At 52.7% G+C, this 15,523-nt stretch carries 13 protein-coding genes; 8 read left to right on the plus strand and 5 right to left on the minus strand.

The genetic code is table 11. The features are described from left to right. Positions 1-94: 94 nt before the first annotated feature. Positions 95-961: a LysR family transcriptional regulator gene (locus B2Z72_RS11770; protein WP_297004916.1), complete on the minus strand. Its 867-nt coding sequence runs from the start codon at positions 959-961 to the stop codon at positions 95-97. Between the two features lie 96 nt (positions 962-1,057). On the opposite strand from B2Z72_RS11770, the gene B2Z72_RS11775 reads away from it, so the two are divergent. Together B2Z72_RS11775 and fghA are read left to right on the plus strand one after the other, a co-directional pair. After that, positions 1,058-2,179: an S-(hydroxymethyl)glutathione dehydrogenase/class III alcohol dehydrogenase gene (locus B2Z72_RS11775; RefSeq protein WP_349676674.1), complete on the plus strand. Its 1,122-nt coding sequence runs from the start codon at positions 1,058-1,060 to the stop codon at positions 2,177-2,179. A gap of 59 nt (positions 2,180-2,238) precedes the next feature. Then, a complete protein-coding gene (gene fghA / locus B2Z72_RS11780; protein ID WP_296980866.1) occupies positions 2,239-3,075 on the plus strand; it encodes an S-formylglutathione hydrolase in 837 nt (278 codons plus the stop codon). Between the two features lie 533 nt (positions 3,076-3,608). Here the strand turns inward: fghA and mtnC are convergent. The 4 genes from mtnC to mtnA form a co-directional block, all read right to left on the minus strand. Then, a complete protein-coding gene (gene mtnC, locus B2Z72_RS11785; protein WP_296980863.1) occupies positions 3,609-4,316 on the minus strand; it encodes an acireductone synthase in 708 nt (235 codons plus the stop codon). Next, complete coding sequence (locus B2Z72_RS11790) at positions 4,316-4,870, minus strand: 1,2-dihydroxy-3-keto-5-methylthiopentene dioxygenase (RefSeq protein ID WP_296980860.1); 555 nt, start codon at positions 4,868-4,870, stop codon at positions 4,316-4,318. Before B2Z72_RS11790 ends, mtnC begins: the two co-directional genes overlap by 1 nt. 17 nt (positions 4,871-4,887) lie before the next feature. Further along, the gene (locus B2Z72_RS11795) at positions 4,888-5,520 is read right to left on the minus strand and encodes a methylthioribulose 1-phosphate dehydratase (protein ID WP_296980858.1); all 633 of its coding nucleotides are present in this window, start codon (positions 5,518-5,520) and stop codon (positions 4,888-4,890) included. Between the two features lie 101 nt (positions 5,521-5,621). After that, positions 5,622-6,644 carry an S-methyl-5-thioribose-1-phosphate isomerase gene (gene mtnA / locus B2Z72_RS11800; RefSeq protein WP_296980856.1) on the minus strand — a complete coding sequence of 341 codons (1,023 nt, stop codon included), beginning with the start codon at positions 6,642-6,644 and terminating at the stop codon, positions 5,622-5,624. A gap of 192 nt (positions 6,645-6,836) precedes the next feature. Here mtnA and cas1f point away from each other — a divergent pair, with 192 nt between their 5' ends. From cas1f to cas6f, 6 genes are read left to right on the plus strand one after another with little or no spacing between them, the layout of a single operon-like run. Next, positions 6,837-7,829 (plus strand): type I-F CRISPR-associated endonuclease Cas1f, encoded by a 993-nt coding sequence (cas1f, locus tag B2Z72_RS11805; RefSeq protein ID WP_296980854.1) that lies wholly within the window; start codon positions 6,837-6,839, stop codon positions 7,827-7,829. Next, the gene (cas3f, locus tag B2Z72_RS11810; RefSeq protein ID WP_296980852.1) at positions 7,826-11,287 is read left to right on the plus strand and encodes a type I-F CRISPR-associated helicase Cas3f; all 3,462 of its coding nucleotides are present in this window, start codon (positions 7,826-7,828) and stop codon (positions 11,285-11,287) included. The genes cas1f and cas3f overlap by 4 nt, the downstream gene beginning before the upstream one ends. Before the next feature lie 38 nt (positions 11,288-11,325). Further along, positions 11,326-12,648: a type I-F CRISPR-associated protein Csy1 gene (csy1, locus tag B2Z72_RS11815; RefSeq protein ID WP_296980851.1), complete on the plus strand. Its 1,323-nt coding sequence runs from the start codon at positions 11,326-11,328 to the stop codon at positions 12,646-12,648. Beyond that, positions 12,645-13,694: a type I-F CRISPR-associated protein Csy2 gene (gene csy2, locus B2Z72_RS11820; RefSeq protein WP_296980849.1), complete on the plus strand. Its 1,050-nt coding sequence runs from the start codon at positions 12,645-12,647 to the stop codon at positions 13,692-13,694. Before csy1 ends, csy2 begins: the two co-directional genes overlap by 4 nt. A 15-nt stretch (positions 13,695-13,709) precedes the next feature. Further along, on the plus strand, positions 13,710-14,735 hold the full coding sequence (csy3, locus tag B2Z72_RS11825) for a type I-F CRISPR-associated protein Csy3 (RefSeq protein ID WP_296980848.1): 1,026 nt from the start codon (positions 13,710-13,712) through the stop codon (positions 14,733-14,735). 10 nt (positions 14,736-14,745) lie between these two features. Continuing rightward, the gene (cas6f, locus tag B2Z72_RS11830) at positions 14,746-15,306 is read left to right on the plus strand and encodes a type I-F CRISPR-associated endoribonuclease Cas6/Csy4 (RefSeq protein ID WP_296980846.1); all 561 of its coding nucleotides are present in this window, start codon (positions 14,746-14,748) and stop codon (positions 15,304-15,306) included. Positions 15,307-15,523: the final 217 nt, after the last annotated feature.

The following is a 15,523-nucleotide window of genomic DNA, read 5'->3' on the forward strand; positions in this document are numbered from 1 at the left end:
CATTTTTCGAAATGCTTGAATAGAAATTTGTGGGACAGCAGTGGCTACGGCGGGTTTTTTATTGCCTGTAATCCGGCAATTATTCCTTAATACATCACAGATGTGCGGCGAGATAGTCGAGCAGGATCCGCACTTTCGGAGACAGCTGCCGGCCCGGCAGATACATGGCCCAGATACCTTCATCGGCCGGAGCAAAGTTGGGCAGAATTTCCCGTAGCGAACCATCATCCAGATAGGGCTTTACGTAATAATCCGGTAACTGCACTATCCCCAGGCCCCGTTGCGCCGCATCGGTGAGGGCTGCACCGCTGTTGCAGCGTAAACGCCCGTGAATCCGGATCATGCGTTCACCACGGCTGTCGCGGAAGCGCCAGTAGTCGAGTGTTCCGACCAGGCAGCTGTGGCGGCTGAGTTCTGACAGAGTATCCGGCGAGCCGTGATGGTCGATATAGGTGGCTGAGGCGCAGGTGTAAAGGCGTCGTGTGCCGAGCCGGTGAGCCACCAGATCTTCGTTTTCCAGTCGTCCGAGACGGATGGCAATATCGTAGTTACCTTCCACCAGATCCATTTTTTTGTTGGTCAGATCGCAGCTGAGGCTGAGTTGCGGGTATTCCTGCAGGAAGCGGTTCAGCACTGGCATCAGCTGGCGCTCACCATAGGTCACCGGAGCGGTCACCCTTAACGTACCCTGAGGAATGCTCTGCAGCTGGCTGAGGCTGCGCTCTGCGTCGTGCAGGGCATCCTGCAGAGGGCGACATGACTGGTAGTAGAGCTGACCTGCTTCCGTCAGGCTCACCCGGCGTGTGGTGCGGTAGAAGAGCTTCACTCCCAGACGTTCTTCCAGCCACTGAATCTGGCGGCTGACCTGAGCGGTGGAGATCTTCAGCTGCTGAGAGGCGCGGGTAAAGCTTTCTGTTTCAGCCACAGCAATAAACTCACTGAGGCCCTGCCATTCGTTCATTGTTACCTATATGTAATAGTGATTTTATATGTAGGTAGATTATCGCTAAGAGAAAGGTAATTACAATGGTCACCATCATGAAACAGGAGAATGACCATGACTGATACTATTACCTGCCGTGCAGCCGTTGCCTGGGCAGCGGGCGAACCCCTGAAAATCGAAGAAGTTCAGGTAGCTCCGCCAAAAGCGGGCGAAGTTCGCGTAAAAATCGTTGCTACCGGTGTATGCCACACTGACGCTTTCACTCTGTCTGGTGATGACCCTGAAGGCGTGTTCCCGGCGATCCTGGGCCACGAAGGCGGCGGTATTGTTGAGTCTGTGGGCGAAGGCGTAACCAGCCTGAAAGTGGGTGACCACGTGATCCCGCTGTACACCGCAGAATGTGGCGAGTGTAAGTTCTGTAAATCCGGTAAAACCAACCTGTGCAGCGCGGTTCGTGCGACTCAGGGTAAAGGTCTTATGCCAGACGGCACTACCCGTTTTACCTGCAACGGTGAGCCGATTTTCCACTACATGGGTTGCTCAACTTTCTCTGAGTACACTGTACTGCCGGAAATCTCCCTGGCCAAAGTAAACCCTGAAGCGCCACTGGAAGAAGTGTGTCTGCTGGGTTGTGGTGTAACTACTGGTATGGGTGCTGTTCAGAAAACTGCCAAAGTACAGAAAGGCGACACCGTTGCTATCTTCGGTCTGGGTGGTATTGGTCTGTCTGCCATCATTGGTGCACAAATGGCTGGCGCTGGCCGTATTATCGGTATCGACCTGAACGAATCCAAATTCGACCTGGCGACCAAACTGGGCGCAACCGATCTGGTTAACCCATCCAAATTCGATAAGCCGATTCAGGACGTTATTGTTGAAATGACTGACGGTGGTGTGGATTTCTCCTTCGAATGTATCGGTAACGTCAACGTGATGCGTTCTGCTCTGGAATGCTGTCACAAAGGTTGGGGCGAATCTGTGATCATCGGTGTTGCCGGTGCTGGTCAGGAAATCTCTACCCGTCCGTTCCAGCTGGTAACCGGTCGTGTATGGCGCGGTTCTGCATTCGGTGGTGTTAAAGGCCGTTCTGAACTGCCTGGCATCGTTGAAGACTACCTGGCAGGTAAATTCGCGCTGAGCGATTTCATCACGCACACCATGCCACTGGATCAGATCAACGAAGCGTTTGACCTGATGCACGAAGGTAAGTCCATCCGTTCCGTTATTCACTACTGAGTTAACGAAGAAGCGCAGCCAGGGTAATGCCTGTCTGCGCTTTTTTACTGGAGAAAATTATGACTCTGGAAATCGTAAGTCAGAACAAAAGCTTTGGCGGCTGGCACAAGCAATACACGCATCATTCAGAGGTGCTGAACTGTGATATGCGTTTTGCGGTTTACCTGCCACCACAGGCCAGTGCAGAAAACCCGGTACCGGTGCTTTACTGGTTATCCGGTCTGACCTGTACCGATGAAAACTTTATGCAGAAAGCCGGTGCACATCGTGTTGCTGCGGAACTGGGTATGGCCATTGTTGCGCCGGACACAAGCCCACGTGGTGATGATGTTGCTGACGAAGCCGATCAGTACGATATGGGTAAAGGCGCAGGTTTTTACCTGAACGCTACCCAGGCGCCGTGGAGTAAGCACTACCACATGTACGATTATGTGGTCGAAGAACTGCCGGCACTGATTGAAGAAATTTTCCCGGTTACTCAGCAGCGTGCTGTTGCCGGTCACTCTATGGGTGGCCATGGTGCACTGGTCATTGCACTGCGTAATCCTGAGCGTTATTCCTCAGTGTCTGCGTTCAGCCCGATTACCAATCCGGTGAACTGCCCATGGGGTCAGAAAGCATTTTCTAACTACCTGGGTGATGACCGTGAACTGTGGCACACCTATGACGCATCTGAACTGATGAGTCTGGCGACAGAAAAACTGCCGGCACTGGTGGATCAGGGTCTTGCAGATAATTTCCTGCAAGAGCAGCTGAAACCGGAAATGCTGGAAGCCGCTGCGGCACGCAGCAGCTACCCGCTGGAACTGCGTCAGCATGAAGGCTACGACCACAGCTATTACTTTATTGCGTCTTTTATTGAAGAGCACCTGCGCTTCCATAAAAAGTACCTGTAATAATCTGTGCTGCTGAGGTTTCTCAGTTGTTAGCCCATAAAAAACGCCGGAATTTCCGGCGTTTTTTTTTGCGTTCAGGTTGGGGGGCATTGCAGGAGCGGGCTTAGCCGTGAATCCGGCGCAGCGGGACATTACGGTTATTGGTGCGCATTGCGCACCCTAAAAATGGTGAGAAATTGTAGGAGCGGGTTCACCCGCGAAGGTCGTGCAATGGGCCAGCGGCCATCGGAGCTGAAGCACCTCCTACAGAATGATTTTGAATAGGCAATTTATTGTAGGAGCGGGTTCATTCGCGAATCCGGCGCGGCCAGACATTACGGTTATTGGTGCGCATTGTGCACCCTACAAATGGTGAGAAATTGTAGGAGCGGGTTCAGCCGCGAAGGTCGTGCAATGGGCCTGCGGCCATCGGAGCTGAAGCACCTCCTACAGAGTAATTTTGAATAAGCGACTTATTGTAGGAGCGGGTTCACCCGCGAAGGCGTGCAATGCGCCTGCGGCTATCGGACCTACTATCGAAGCCGAAGCCTTTCCTACAAAATAATATCGGCAAACGAACTGACGGCGTTATGGGCCGGATTTTGTGGAATTTCCGCATCGCGTATCAGCCAGCAGGTCTGCATGCCGGCTTGTTTGGCGGCATCCAGTTCTTCCTCGATATCCGATAAAAACAGCACATCAGCGGCATTAATATCATGAGTTTTCTGCAGTGCCTGCAGAATATTCTGATAAGATTGAGCTTCGCGTTTGCCACCCACCTGTGTATCAAAATGACCACTGAACAGAGGCAGTAAATTCCCTGCCTCTGAATAGCCAAAGAATAATTTCTGCGCGGCAACTGAACCGGATGAATACACATACAGTGGCAGGCCGGCAGCGTGCCATTGCTGCAGGTAATCAACGGCATCGGCGTACATATGTGCTTTGTAATCACCGTTTTCATAACCGGCTTTCCAGATCATGCCCTGCAGGGTTTTCAGTGGCGTGGCTTTTTTATCTTCTGCAATCCATTGCAGCAAAACAGCGCTGACGGCATCCATATCCGCAGCGCTGATGTTGTTGCCTTCCTGCGCGGCCAGTTCTGCTGTATCCGCAAGTAACTGGCGCACGGTGTCGTCCTGCTGGTGCGCTTTAATAAACGCTGGCAGGTGTTCTGCGGCATAAGGAAAAAGCACATCCTTAACGAATGAAATGGAAGACGTGGTGCCTTCGATATCCGTCAGAATCAGTTTCACGCTCATCAGTTATCCAGACGATTAAAGTGAGTGGAAATATGATCGCCGGTAAAGTTGGCGACCCAGCCATCCGGGTTATTAAACATGCGGATAGCGATAAAATTCGGGTTAGGACCCATATCAAACCAATGGCGGGTATTGGCCGGTACGCTGATCAGGTCGCCTTTCTGGCAAAGAACTTCGTAGACTTTGCCGTCAACGTGCATGCTGAACAGACCGTGGCCGGCGACAAAAAAACGTACTTCATCTTCACTGTGTGTATGTTCGTTTAAGAACTTTTCACGCAGTTCGGCTTTTTGTGGGTTATCGCTGTTGAGGCTGACAACGTCGACGGTCTGGTAGCCTTCTTCGGCGATCAGGCGGTCGATGTCTTCTTTGTATGCATTTATCACAGCGTCCTGTTCCGCTCCCGGAGAGAGGCTCACCGGCGTGTGCCACTGCTCAAAACGTACACCGATTTTTTCCAGGCAGTCGCGGATTTTGGTGTTGTTTTCGCTGGTGAACAGCAGGTCGGTGGTGTGACTCAGGTTGCTGTCTTTGTAAATGCGTATAACGCTCATAATAACCTCACAGTGATTCAGGACTGTTTCACAGCCCCAAGTTTCAGCAGTTCAAGCTGATAGCCAAGCAGATTTTCCAGTGCTTCCAGATGGCGGAAGCAACTGGCCAGGTCTTTACCCCAGGTATACACACCATGGCCGCGTATCAGATACGCGTGCCCCTGACCCTGCTGCTGCATTGTGTCTTCCACAAGCGTAGCCAGTCGGTGGATATCCTGGTGATTAGCAAACAGCGGGAAGGTGACCGTACCTTCGTGGCTGTCTTCACCGGCGAATGCTTTTTGCAGCTCCCAGCCGGTGAGGGAAATCGCGTCGCTCTGCCAGACCTGTGACAGTACAACAGCAACGGGAGAATGGGTGTGTAACACTGCGCCAATGTCGCTGTCACGCTGGTACAGTTGCGTATGCAGCAGAGTTTCAGCCGAGGGTTTGCCATCCGTCAGGGCGTTACCCTGCCAGTCGACGGCAAGGATGTCTTTCGGTGCCAGCTCGCCTTTGTGCTTGCCTGAACTGGTCAGGGCACAGCAGGCATCGTTAAGCCTGACGGAATAGTTGGAACTGGTGGCCGGTGACCAGCCGCGGCTGTAAAGAATGCGTCCGTATTCACATAACGCGCTGGCAGCGCGGTTAAATTCCTGTGGATTGAACATACATAAATTCCTGAGTGGATCTGTCTGCTGCAGGGGTTAACGGAATTTTCAGGTAGTGCTTTGCAGATGCCCGGATTGTACTTAACCGCGGGCGGGTCTGCTTATCCACGGGCGAACAACATCGCCACGCTACTCTCATCCGGCTGCATAATCAGGCCTTTTTCTGTGGCAATCACGTCAATCAGTCCGGCCGGCGTGACATCAAAAGACGGGTTAATCGCATCACAGCCATGCGGTGCAACCGGCTGACCATTCAGGCTGGTCACTTCTTCTTTCGGGCGTTGTTCGATAGGAATGTCGTCACCGCTGCGCAGCGACAGATCAAAGGTGGTGGTGGGCGCTACCACCATGACGTTAATGCCATGATGCTTGGCCAGTACCGCCAGACTGTAAGTACCGATTTTATTCGCCACGTCGCCATTGGCGGTAATGCGGTCGGCACCAACGATCACCCAGTCGATGCTTTCACGGCGGAACAGTTGCGCCGCCGCGCCATCGCACACCAGAGAGACCGGAATATTATCCTGCATCAGTTCCCATGCGGTAAGGCGTGCGCCCTGTAACCATGGACGGGTTTCACCGGCGTACACTTGTTTTACTTTGCCATCGGCAAAGCCGGAGCGGATCACGCCCAGTGCCGTACCGTGGCCACCAGTGGCCAGTGCGCCGGTGTTGCAGTGGGTATAAATCAGAGAATCCGGGTGCAGCAGGGAAGCGCCGTAATTGCCCATCGCCTGGTTGGCGAGGATGTCTTCTTCGTGAATTTTACGTGCTTCCGCCACCAGGGCGTGGGCATCTTCAGTACCCAGGCCGGCCATACGCTCCAGCGCCCAGAACAGGTTTACTGCGGTCGGGCGTGACTGCGCCAGTACGTGGTAGGCCTGCTGCATATCGCGGCCAGCGAGGGCATCCAGTGCGTAGCCATAGGCGGCTGCAATACCGATTGCCGGCGCACCACGCACAACCATGTCGCGGATCGCATCGGCGACTTCTGCCGCCGTGGTGTATTCATTCATGCGGTGCTCATGGGGCAGTACACGCTGGTCCAGCAGATGCAGACTCTGGTGGTGCCATTCAATGGCATGAAACGCGGCGGGGGGAATAGCGTGGGTGTGTGCAGACATAGTGCCTTCCTGATCTGCCGGTCAATACACCAAACCACAGTTACGGGGTTCGGCCTGCCGGAACGGGCGGATAACGGCCGCTATTCTAGCGCAGGTTAGCCAAGTGAAGTAGCCACAAAACCATATTGATATAGATGTTTCTAATCCCCTGTTCATTTTGTAATATGGGCTAAACGTCAGACAGGAACCGGCATGGAAGATATAGCCCCTTCGGACTTGAAGACGATTATTCACTCGAAACGAGCGAATATTTATTATTTGCAGTACTGCCGTGTGTTAGTGAATGGCGGCCGGGTTGAATACGTTACCGAAGCTGGCAAAGAATCGCTCTACTGGAACATTCCAATTGCCAACACCACGGTCATTCTGCTGGGAACTGGCACTTCAATTACGCAAGCCGCTGTGCGTGAATTTGCTAAATCTGGTGTGCTGATCGGTTTTTGCGGAGGCGGTGGCACACCGCTGTTTGCATGCAACGAAGTTCAAACCGACGTTGAATGGTTGACCTCGCAAAGTGAATACCGCCCCACCGAATACCTGCAACTCTGGTGTCAGTTCTGGTTCAACGAGTCCCTGCGTCTGGATGCGGCTATCCGATTCCAACAATTCAGGCTCGAAAACCTTCGCGAGATCTGGAACAAACTTTCGAAAAGCCGCGAGCTGGATTTTCCGGTATCGCTGCCGCAGCTCGATGGCGTGATTCAGTCATTTGAGCAACGTCTGGAAAGTGCCAACAACAGCAACGATGTATTGGCCACCGAAGCCGTTATGACCAAGGCACTGTACAAGCTGGTCGGTCAAACGACCGGCTACGGTGAATTTACGCGTGCCAAGCAAGGTGGTGGATTGGACATTGCCAACCGCTATCTGGATCACGGTAACTATCTCGCTTATGGGTTAGCAGCGACTGCCTGTTGGGTGTTAGGGCTGCCACACGGGCTGGCTGTACTACACGGCAAAACCCGTCGTGGTGGGTTGGTGTTTGACGTTGCCGATTTGATCAAGGACGCCATCGTCATGCCGGTAGCTTTTATTTCGGCAATAGCTGGTCACGACGAAACCGAATTCCGCCAACAGCTCATCAGCCAGTTCCAAAAGTACGACGTACTCGACCGCATGATCGAGGCTATCAAAGCGGTAGCAGAGCAAACCGGCCGCCCAGAGCGGGGAATCAGCAAAGCATGATCGTCACCATCAAATCCCAATGCGGTAAAAAAGCCCTGACTGAAACCCGCCGTATTCTCGATCAATTCTTTGAACGTGCCGGTGATCGCAGCTGGGAAGGACCGGTAACGCTGGAAGGCCTGAAAACTGTACGCAAGTTGCTGCGTAAAACTGCCCGAAGAAACACCGCCGTGGCCTGCCATCGCGTGCGTGGTACTCAGCAACTGGAGCTGGAATGGATCATTGGCAGTGCACGTAAATTCAATGCACAGGGCAGAGTGCCGACGAACTCGACCGGTCGGGATGTACTGAAAGCTGAATCAGAAAACCATTGGCAAACAGCTGAAGCCATTGCCTTAATGGCTGGGGTCGCTGGATTGTTTCATGACTTTGGTAAGGCCAATACCTTGTTCCAGCAAAAGCTGCTGGGCAAGCGTGGTACGCAAGAGCCTTTGCGTCACGAATGGCTTTCGTTGTTGATGTTTGTGGCTTTTGTCAGGGCTAAAACAGCGACGATTAAAACCGATGAAGAGTGGCTAAAGGCACTTGCGGGTATTTCAGAGCAGGACGAAAAGTTATGTCAGCAAGCATTGTCTGCTTATCAGCAGGATAAAGAGCTAGCGTTAAAGAATCCCTTTGTTCAACTCGAAGGATTGTCTTTAGCAAAAGTGGTTAGCTGGCTGATCGTCAGTCATCATCGCTTGCCTGTGTATCCTGCTCGTGAAGGCAAAAAGGCTGATGAAACCGAGGATGAATACCCAAGGCTCAAAAAATTCAAATTGTCCCAGTTAACTCTGGAGCATCAGGATTGGTACGCGCCCTGGAATTCTTCACAGTGTTTACGTCATGACTGGTCGGCTGCTGACTGGCAGGGTCTGTTCAACTTTGCCCACGGCACGCCTATCGCCAGTCAACAATGGCGGGCGAAAGCCAAACAGCTGGCGCAGCGAGCCCTGAAGCAAAGCGTGCTGTATAACGGCCAAACCCAATGGCTACAGCACGATCAGTTCAGTAGCCACCTGTCCCGACTGGCATTGATGCTGGCTGACCACAGTTACTCCGCAGCTGGCAAGCAGACCAAGTGGTGGGATGAAAAATATCAGGTGTTTGCCAATACCGATAAAAAGGACGCAAACGGCAAGCGGCCACTAAAACAACGGCTTGATGAGCACAATATTGGTGTCGGTCAGAACGCGTTGCTACTGGCGCGACAGCTGCCTAACCTGCGTTCGAATTTGCCTGTTCTGGTCTCCCATAAAACTCTCAAGTCTCGCTCTTCCAATTCCGGCTATCGGTGGCAAGACACAGCCTTTGATATTGCGACTGGCCTGTCGGCTGTGTCGTCAAAGCAGGGCTTTTTCGGCGTCAATATGGCTTCTACGGGTAAGGGTAAAACCTTTGCCAATGCCCGAATAATGTACGGCCTTGCAACTGAGCAGCAGGGATGTCGTTTCAGTGTGGCTTTGGGGCTACGAACGCTGACGTTACAAACAGGCGATGCTTTAAAAGAACGACTGAAACTGGATTCTGACGAGCTGGCAGTCTTAGTTGGTTCACAGGCCGTTCAGGAACTGCACCGACGTCGTACCGAGCAGAATGAGCCTGCTGAGTCCGCGCAAAGCGGCAGTGAATCATCGGCCGATTTACTTGATGACACCCAGCATGTCAGTTACGACGGCACCTTGAGCGATGGCCCGCTAAGACGTTGGTTGGGCCAAAACGCCTACGGTCAGCCCTCCAAGTCATTGCAGCTGCTCAGTGCCCCGGTACTGGTCTGCACCATCGATCACTTAATGCCTGCAACTGAAGGTGTTCGTGGTGGTAAACAAATTACGCCGATGCTGCGGTTGCTCACGTCGGACCTGGTGCTGGATGAGCCCGATGACTTTGACTCGACAGACTTGCCCGCACTTTGCCGACTGGTGAACTGGGCTGGGTTGCTTGGTAGCCGGGTATTGCTGTCATCTGCCAGTATGCCGCCTGCCATGTTAACTGCGCTCTTCAGTGCTTATCAGGCTGGCCGGAAGCAGTTTAATCGTGCTTGTGGCACTCCGGGGCAATCAGATGAGATTTGCTGTGCCTGGTTTGATGAATTTGGTGCCTTATCCAGTAACTGCACCGATCAGCAGGCTTTCAAGGTTTCCAATAGCGAGTTTGTAGCAACGCGAGTCAAGCATTTGAAAGCCGATCTGGAACCGGGTAAAGCGTTGCGTTTGGCAGAAGTACTGGATGTTGAAACCATTTCCGGGAGTAAGGAAGAAGCCGTCGACGCACTTTGTGCCAGCCTCTGGGAGGGTATGACACAACTGCATCAATCCCATGCATCTGCCGACCCCGCAACCGGCAAACAAGTGTCAGTTGGCCTGATTCGAATGGCCAATATTAATCCGCTGGTGGCCGTTGCCCAGCGGTTGATTGAGCGAGATATTCCGCAAACTGTTTCATTTGTTGGTACACGTCTGCATTTGTGCGTGTACCACAGCCAACATCCGCTGTTAGTTCGATCGCATATAGAAGCTCGGCTGGATAGCATGCTTAACCGCAAACAGCCTGGAGTACTTTGGCAACAGCCGGAAATCCGTTCCGCGCTGGATACTTTTCCTGAACAAAGCCACCTGTTCGTTGTGCTCGGCTCGCCGGTAACTGAAGTAGGGCGCGATCACGATTATGACTGGGCCATTGCTGAGCCCAGCTCCATGCGTTCGTTGATCCAGCTGGCTGGGCGCATTCAGCGCCATCGAAAACAAGCGCCAAAATCCACCAATATGCTGGTACTGAATTACAACTATCGCACTCTGAAGCAGCTTGCAGTAAACAGTGACACAGCGCCACTGCTGTACACCCAGCCGGGGTTTGAGGCCAAAACGACAGGGCCAAACACCATGCTGCAGCTGGACTCGGAGCACTGGGCAATCAAGCAATGTGTGAAGGCTGAAGACCTGTCAGCTATTTCATCTATTCCCAGAATCATAGAGCCAGCAAGGGCGGCAAATGGCACCAGCCTGATTCAGATCGAGCACTTGCACCTGATCGCCGCCTTATTTGAAAACAGGGCGGTTCAGATTCAGGGCCGAACCTGTGCCGACCGTTGGTGGCAGTTATCACCGGCACCAGATTGGCACGCTGAAATGCAACGCCGAACCCCATTCAGACAATCCAGCCCGGACGACGCCTTTGTGCTGTACCAGCAGGATGACACCGAAGAGCCGGTGTTCCATTTGATTCGAGAAAGCGATGGTTATCTGTTACCGCAAAAACTGACTTTCGATTACCCGGAAATCAAACCTGCTCAGCACTGTTCGCCCTGGTTGGAAAGTGACGTTAAGACTCTGATCGCAGAGATGTCGGAAAAACTGGGGCGTGAAGTGTCCGACATCAGCAAGCATTTTTGTGAGATTCGCCTGCGTCGCCTTAACGACACTGGCGCGAAGTCATGGCAATACCATCCGTGGCTTGGGATCTTTCGGAATATTGATTAAATCCAAATTTTAAATTTCAGGAACGTGCAGGAGGTGCAATGGAACTGACCGAAAAAATCCGCCAGTACATCGAAGATCGATGTACAGCCAAACTTGAGCCGCTGGAAAAAGAGCTGGCCAAGGCGGAAAAGGAAAAGACAGCCGATGAGTTCGCTGAATTCCGGCTGGACTGGCATCAGCGTAAACAAGAGCTGCTGGATAAGTTCAAACCGGCCACCTGGCTTTCTGATGCAGCAAGTCGGGCAAAGCAAATCAGCCTCGTCAGCCATGCATTGAAATACACACATAGTGATGCCAAGGGCACCAGCTTGTTGGCGGACATCACCGTGTGGGCGGCCGGACGTGTGCTTTCTTCCGCAGATTTAACGGCAATGAAAGCCGACGTGGTGGGGAACGCGGCGGCGTTGGATGTTGCCAATCTGTTGCTGCTGGAACACGAAGGTGTTCGTCTGCTGGATCAGGTAGCGGCAAACGATACTTCGGCACTGGCTGAGTTTGGTACCGCAGACCAACAGGCCGAATGGCAGGCAGGCTTCAAGGAAGCTCTGAAAGTGAAAGAGCCGTCCAGCCACACACTGGCCAAACAGCTGTATTTCCCTGTGGCCGATGAAGAAACTGGCTATCACTTGCTGGCTCCGCTGGCGGCGTCTTCGTTCAATCACGCTGTTTTTCAACGTGTTCAGCACTCTCGTTTCAGCGAGCACGCGAAGGAAGCTCGTGATGCCCGGCGCAAAGGACATTTCTGGCAAGTGGGTACCAGAGACTATCTGAATTTGGCCATTCAGACTTTCGGCGGCACCAAGCCACAAAATATTTCCCTGCTGAACAGTCAGCGCGGTGGTCGGGCGTATTTGTTTAATGCCCAGCCGCCGGTGTGGAAATCCCGATCCAAACCACCCAAATCTGTCGACGCTTTCTGGAGCGGTTACCGTTGGCGCATTCGCAAGCAGTTGGATGAACTGACGGGCTTTCTTGAGTGGGCTAATCAGCATGAGCTGAATAATCGCCATATTCGCAACAAGCGGGGGGAGATGGTTGCTGCTATGGTCGACGAACTTCACCAATATGCTGCACAACTCCGTCTTTTCCCGGCTGGATGGGCTGCCGAACCCATGGGCAATGGGCCTGAAGCCTGCTGGGTTGACCCCGCCAGAGATGATAAGGACTTCCAGTACGAGCGTGAAGGCAAGGCCTGGTGCAAGCAGTTAGCCCTTAACTTTGGCCGGGTGCTGGCCAAATCCATCGACCAGAAAGGCAAGCGAGCAAAGCTGAGCATGAGTGATGCCGAAACCGCGCACTTTAAACAACAAATTCAGCGTCAGGCGTATTTGCTGATGGTCGATCTGGAGGAATTGGTATGAGACATCTTTTGTTGCTCAACAACTTGCGTGTTGAAAACGCCAATGCCATCTCTGGCATGACCTGGGGCTTTCCTGCGCCAACCAACTTTCTGGGGTTTACTCACGCACTGTCACGCAAGTGCCAGGCAAAGTGGGGCAATCATGCCAGCCTGGGAGGTGTTGGAATCATCTGCCATAGCCATCAGGTACATACCCAACAGCCCAGCGGTTTTGAACATGTGTTTGCACTAAGTCGTAACCCTTTAACCAAAGACGGTAATACTGCGCCATTCAACGAAGAAGGCCGTATGCACATGACGGTCAGCTTGCTGGTGGACTGTGAGTTTGACCCTCTGGAACTGGTGTTGGGCGACGAACCTGCAGAGCAGCGCATCAAACAGTTTGAACATCAGGTGCTGGACTGGCTGGTAACCCAACGACTGGCGGGCGGCATTATCACAAGCATTGGCCGGGTTCGGTACTGGCAGCTTAATGAAACAGATACCAACAGCCAGCGGGCTTTCCGCCGCGAAATGTTGCGACTGATTCCGGGATTTGTATTGCTAGACCGCTCTGACTTGCTGGCAGAACACCATCAGGCCCAAAAGCAACAAACACCAGATACTGAATTGCTCGACAGTTGGCTCGATTTTGTGGCGCTTTGCTACCAGTCCGAAGCCATTGGTCTGGAAGACGGTGAAGCCCCCGTGGTTGGCGAAACCAAAGCCGAGTGGAAAATTCAGCCCAAGCCAGGCTCTGGCAAAGGCTATCTGGTACCACTGGCCATTGGATATCAATCCATTTCCGATCTTTACGAACCAGGCACCGTAGGCCGCGCCCGAGACAACACCGTACCTTTCCGCTTTGTAGAAAGCGCCTACAGCATTGGTGAATGGTGCAGTCCACACAGACTACAAGCTCCGGAAGACCTGCTTTGGCAATACCGCTACAGCGATGGTGCGTATGTCTGCGAGATTCCATCGCAACAAGTAATTTCTGCATCCAGTGAAGATGAAAGCATCGAAATTCCGGACAACGACTTCAACTCATTAGACGAATTGTATTAATCAAGGAGAGACAACATGGCAACTACCAAACTGAAAACTGCATCTGTTCTGGCATTCGAACGCAAACACGCCAACTCTGATGCCGCTATGTTCGCAGGTCGCTGGGAAGAGCGCGCTAACCCCGATGGCTGGAAAGCTATTGAAGTGCAACAAAAATCCGTACGCGGAACCATTTCCAACCGTCTTAAAGCAGCCATTGCCAACGACCCACTGAAGCTGGACGCTGAAATTCAAAAGCCTAACCTTCAAACGGTCGATACTGCTGCACTGCCTCAGGACAGTGACACTCTGAAAGTTTCCTTTACTCTGCGTGTTCTGGGTGATCTGGCAACGCCGTCAGCTTGTAACGACGGCGATTACCAGCAAGCGCTGGCCAACGTAATCAACGGCTACATCGAGCGCGAACAATTCACCGAACTGGCTTCCCGTTACGCCGAAAACCTCGCTAACGCGCGTTTTCTGTGGCGTAACCGCGTGGGTGCCGAGCAAATTGAAGTTACCGTATCCCAGTTGTCGGGTACCGATGTCCTGAACAGCTGGACGTTTGATGCCCATAACTTCGATCTGCGTAACTTTGGTACCCAGCCAGAGGCGATTAAGCCCCTGGCGGATCTGATCCAAACCGGTCTGAGCGGTAAAGGCTTTGTATTGCTGCGTGTTGAAGCCTATGTGCGTTTGGGTGAAGGACAGGAGATTTTTCCATCACAGGAACTGGTGCTGGATGGCTCTGGCAACAGCAAAAAGAGCAAATTCCTGTATCAGGTTGATGGTCAGGCCGCCATGCACTCCCAGAAAATTGGCAATGCCATTCGCACCATTGACACCTGGTACCCGGAAGCCGATACCTTTGGCCCTATCGCCATTGAACCGTATGGCTCTGTAACCAGCCGTGGTGCTGCTTACCGTCAGCCAAAGGCCAAGGAAGATTTCTACAACCTGCTCGATAAATGGGTACTGAAAGACGAGGCCCCATCGGTTGGCAATCAGCACTACGTGATGGGCGTTCTGATTCGTGGTGGCGTATTCGGCGAAGCAGGATAAGGAGCAGGGGATGAACCAACTGGATTTCTACCTCGATATCAAGCTGCTGCCCGACCCGGAATTTGAAACGCAGGACCTGCTAAATGCCCTGTTTTCAAAATTCCACCGGGCCATGAGTCAAACAGTACCAGGAAAAATCGGCGTCAGCTTTCCGGAAGTCGACAAGCGACTGGGTTCTGTATTGCGACTGCATGGCAGTGAGTCAGAGCTCGGCTTGTTGATGGAAAATAACTGGCTGAAAGGTATGCGTGATTACTGCCAGATCAGCAAGATCGAACCCGTGCCAAATGCGGTTCAATACCGCACGGTAAAACGGGTTCAGATGAAAAGTGCCCATAACAAGCGCAAACGCTCAATCGCCAAAGGCTGGCTGACCCCGGAACAAGCTGAAGAGCAAATACCGGACAGCCAGCAGAAGCGTAACCCGTTTCCGTTTATTGAAATGAAAAGCCTCTCGAACCAGAACCGGATGAGGGTGTATATCTACCACGGTGAATTGCAAAGCGAACCATCCGAGGGCACGTTTAATAGCTATGGCCTTAGCGCCACGGCGACTATCCCCTGGTTTTGACCTTAAAATCAGCCCAATCTGCAAGTCTTTGATTTATATAGGTTTGCAGGTTGGTGCCTGAAAAAGGGTTTTTGCGTAAAAAACGAGAAAGTTCTTTAACAAACAGGTATTTAACGCTGATTTGCAACAGCTCGCTGCCGCGCAGGCAGCTCAGAAATGACTGCGATTAAAGGCAGCCTGACTGCTGCTGCTCGCTGCCGCGCAGGCAGCTCAGAAA

It is taken from the genome of Thalassolituus sp. UBA6592, assembly GCF_002433655.1.
Classification (GTDB): Bacteria; Pseudomonadota; Gammaproteobacteria; order Pseudomonadales; family Oceanobacteraceae; genus Venatoribacter.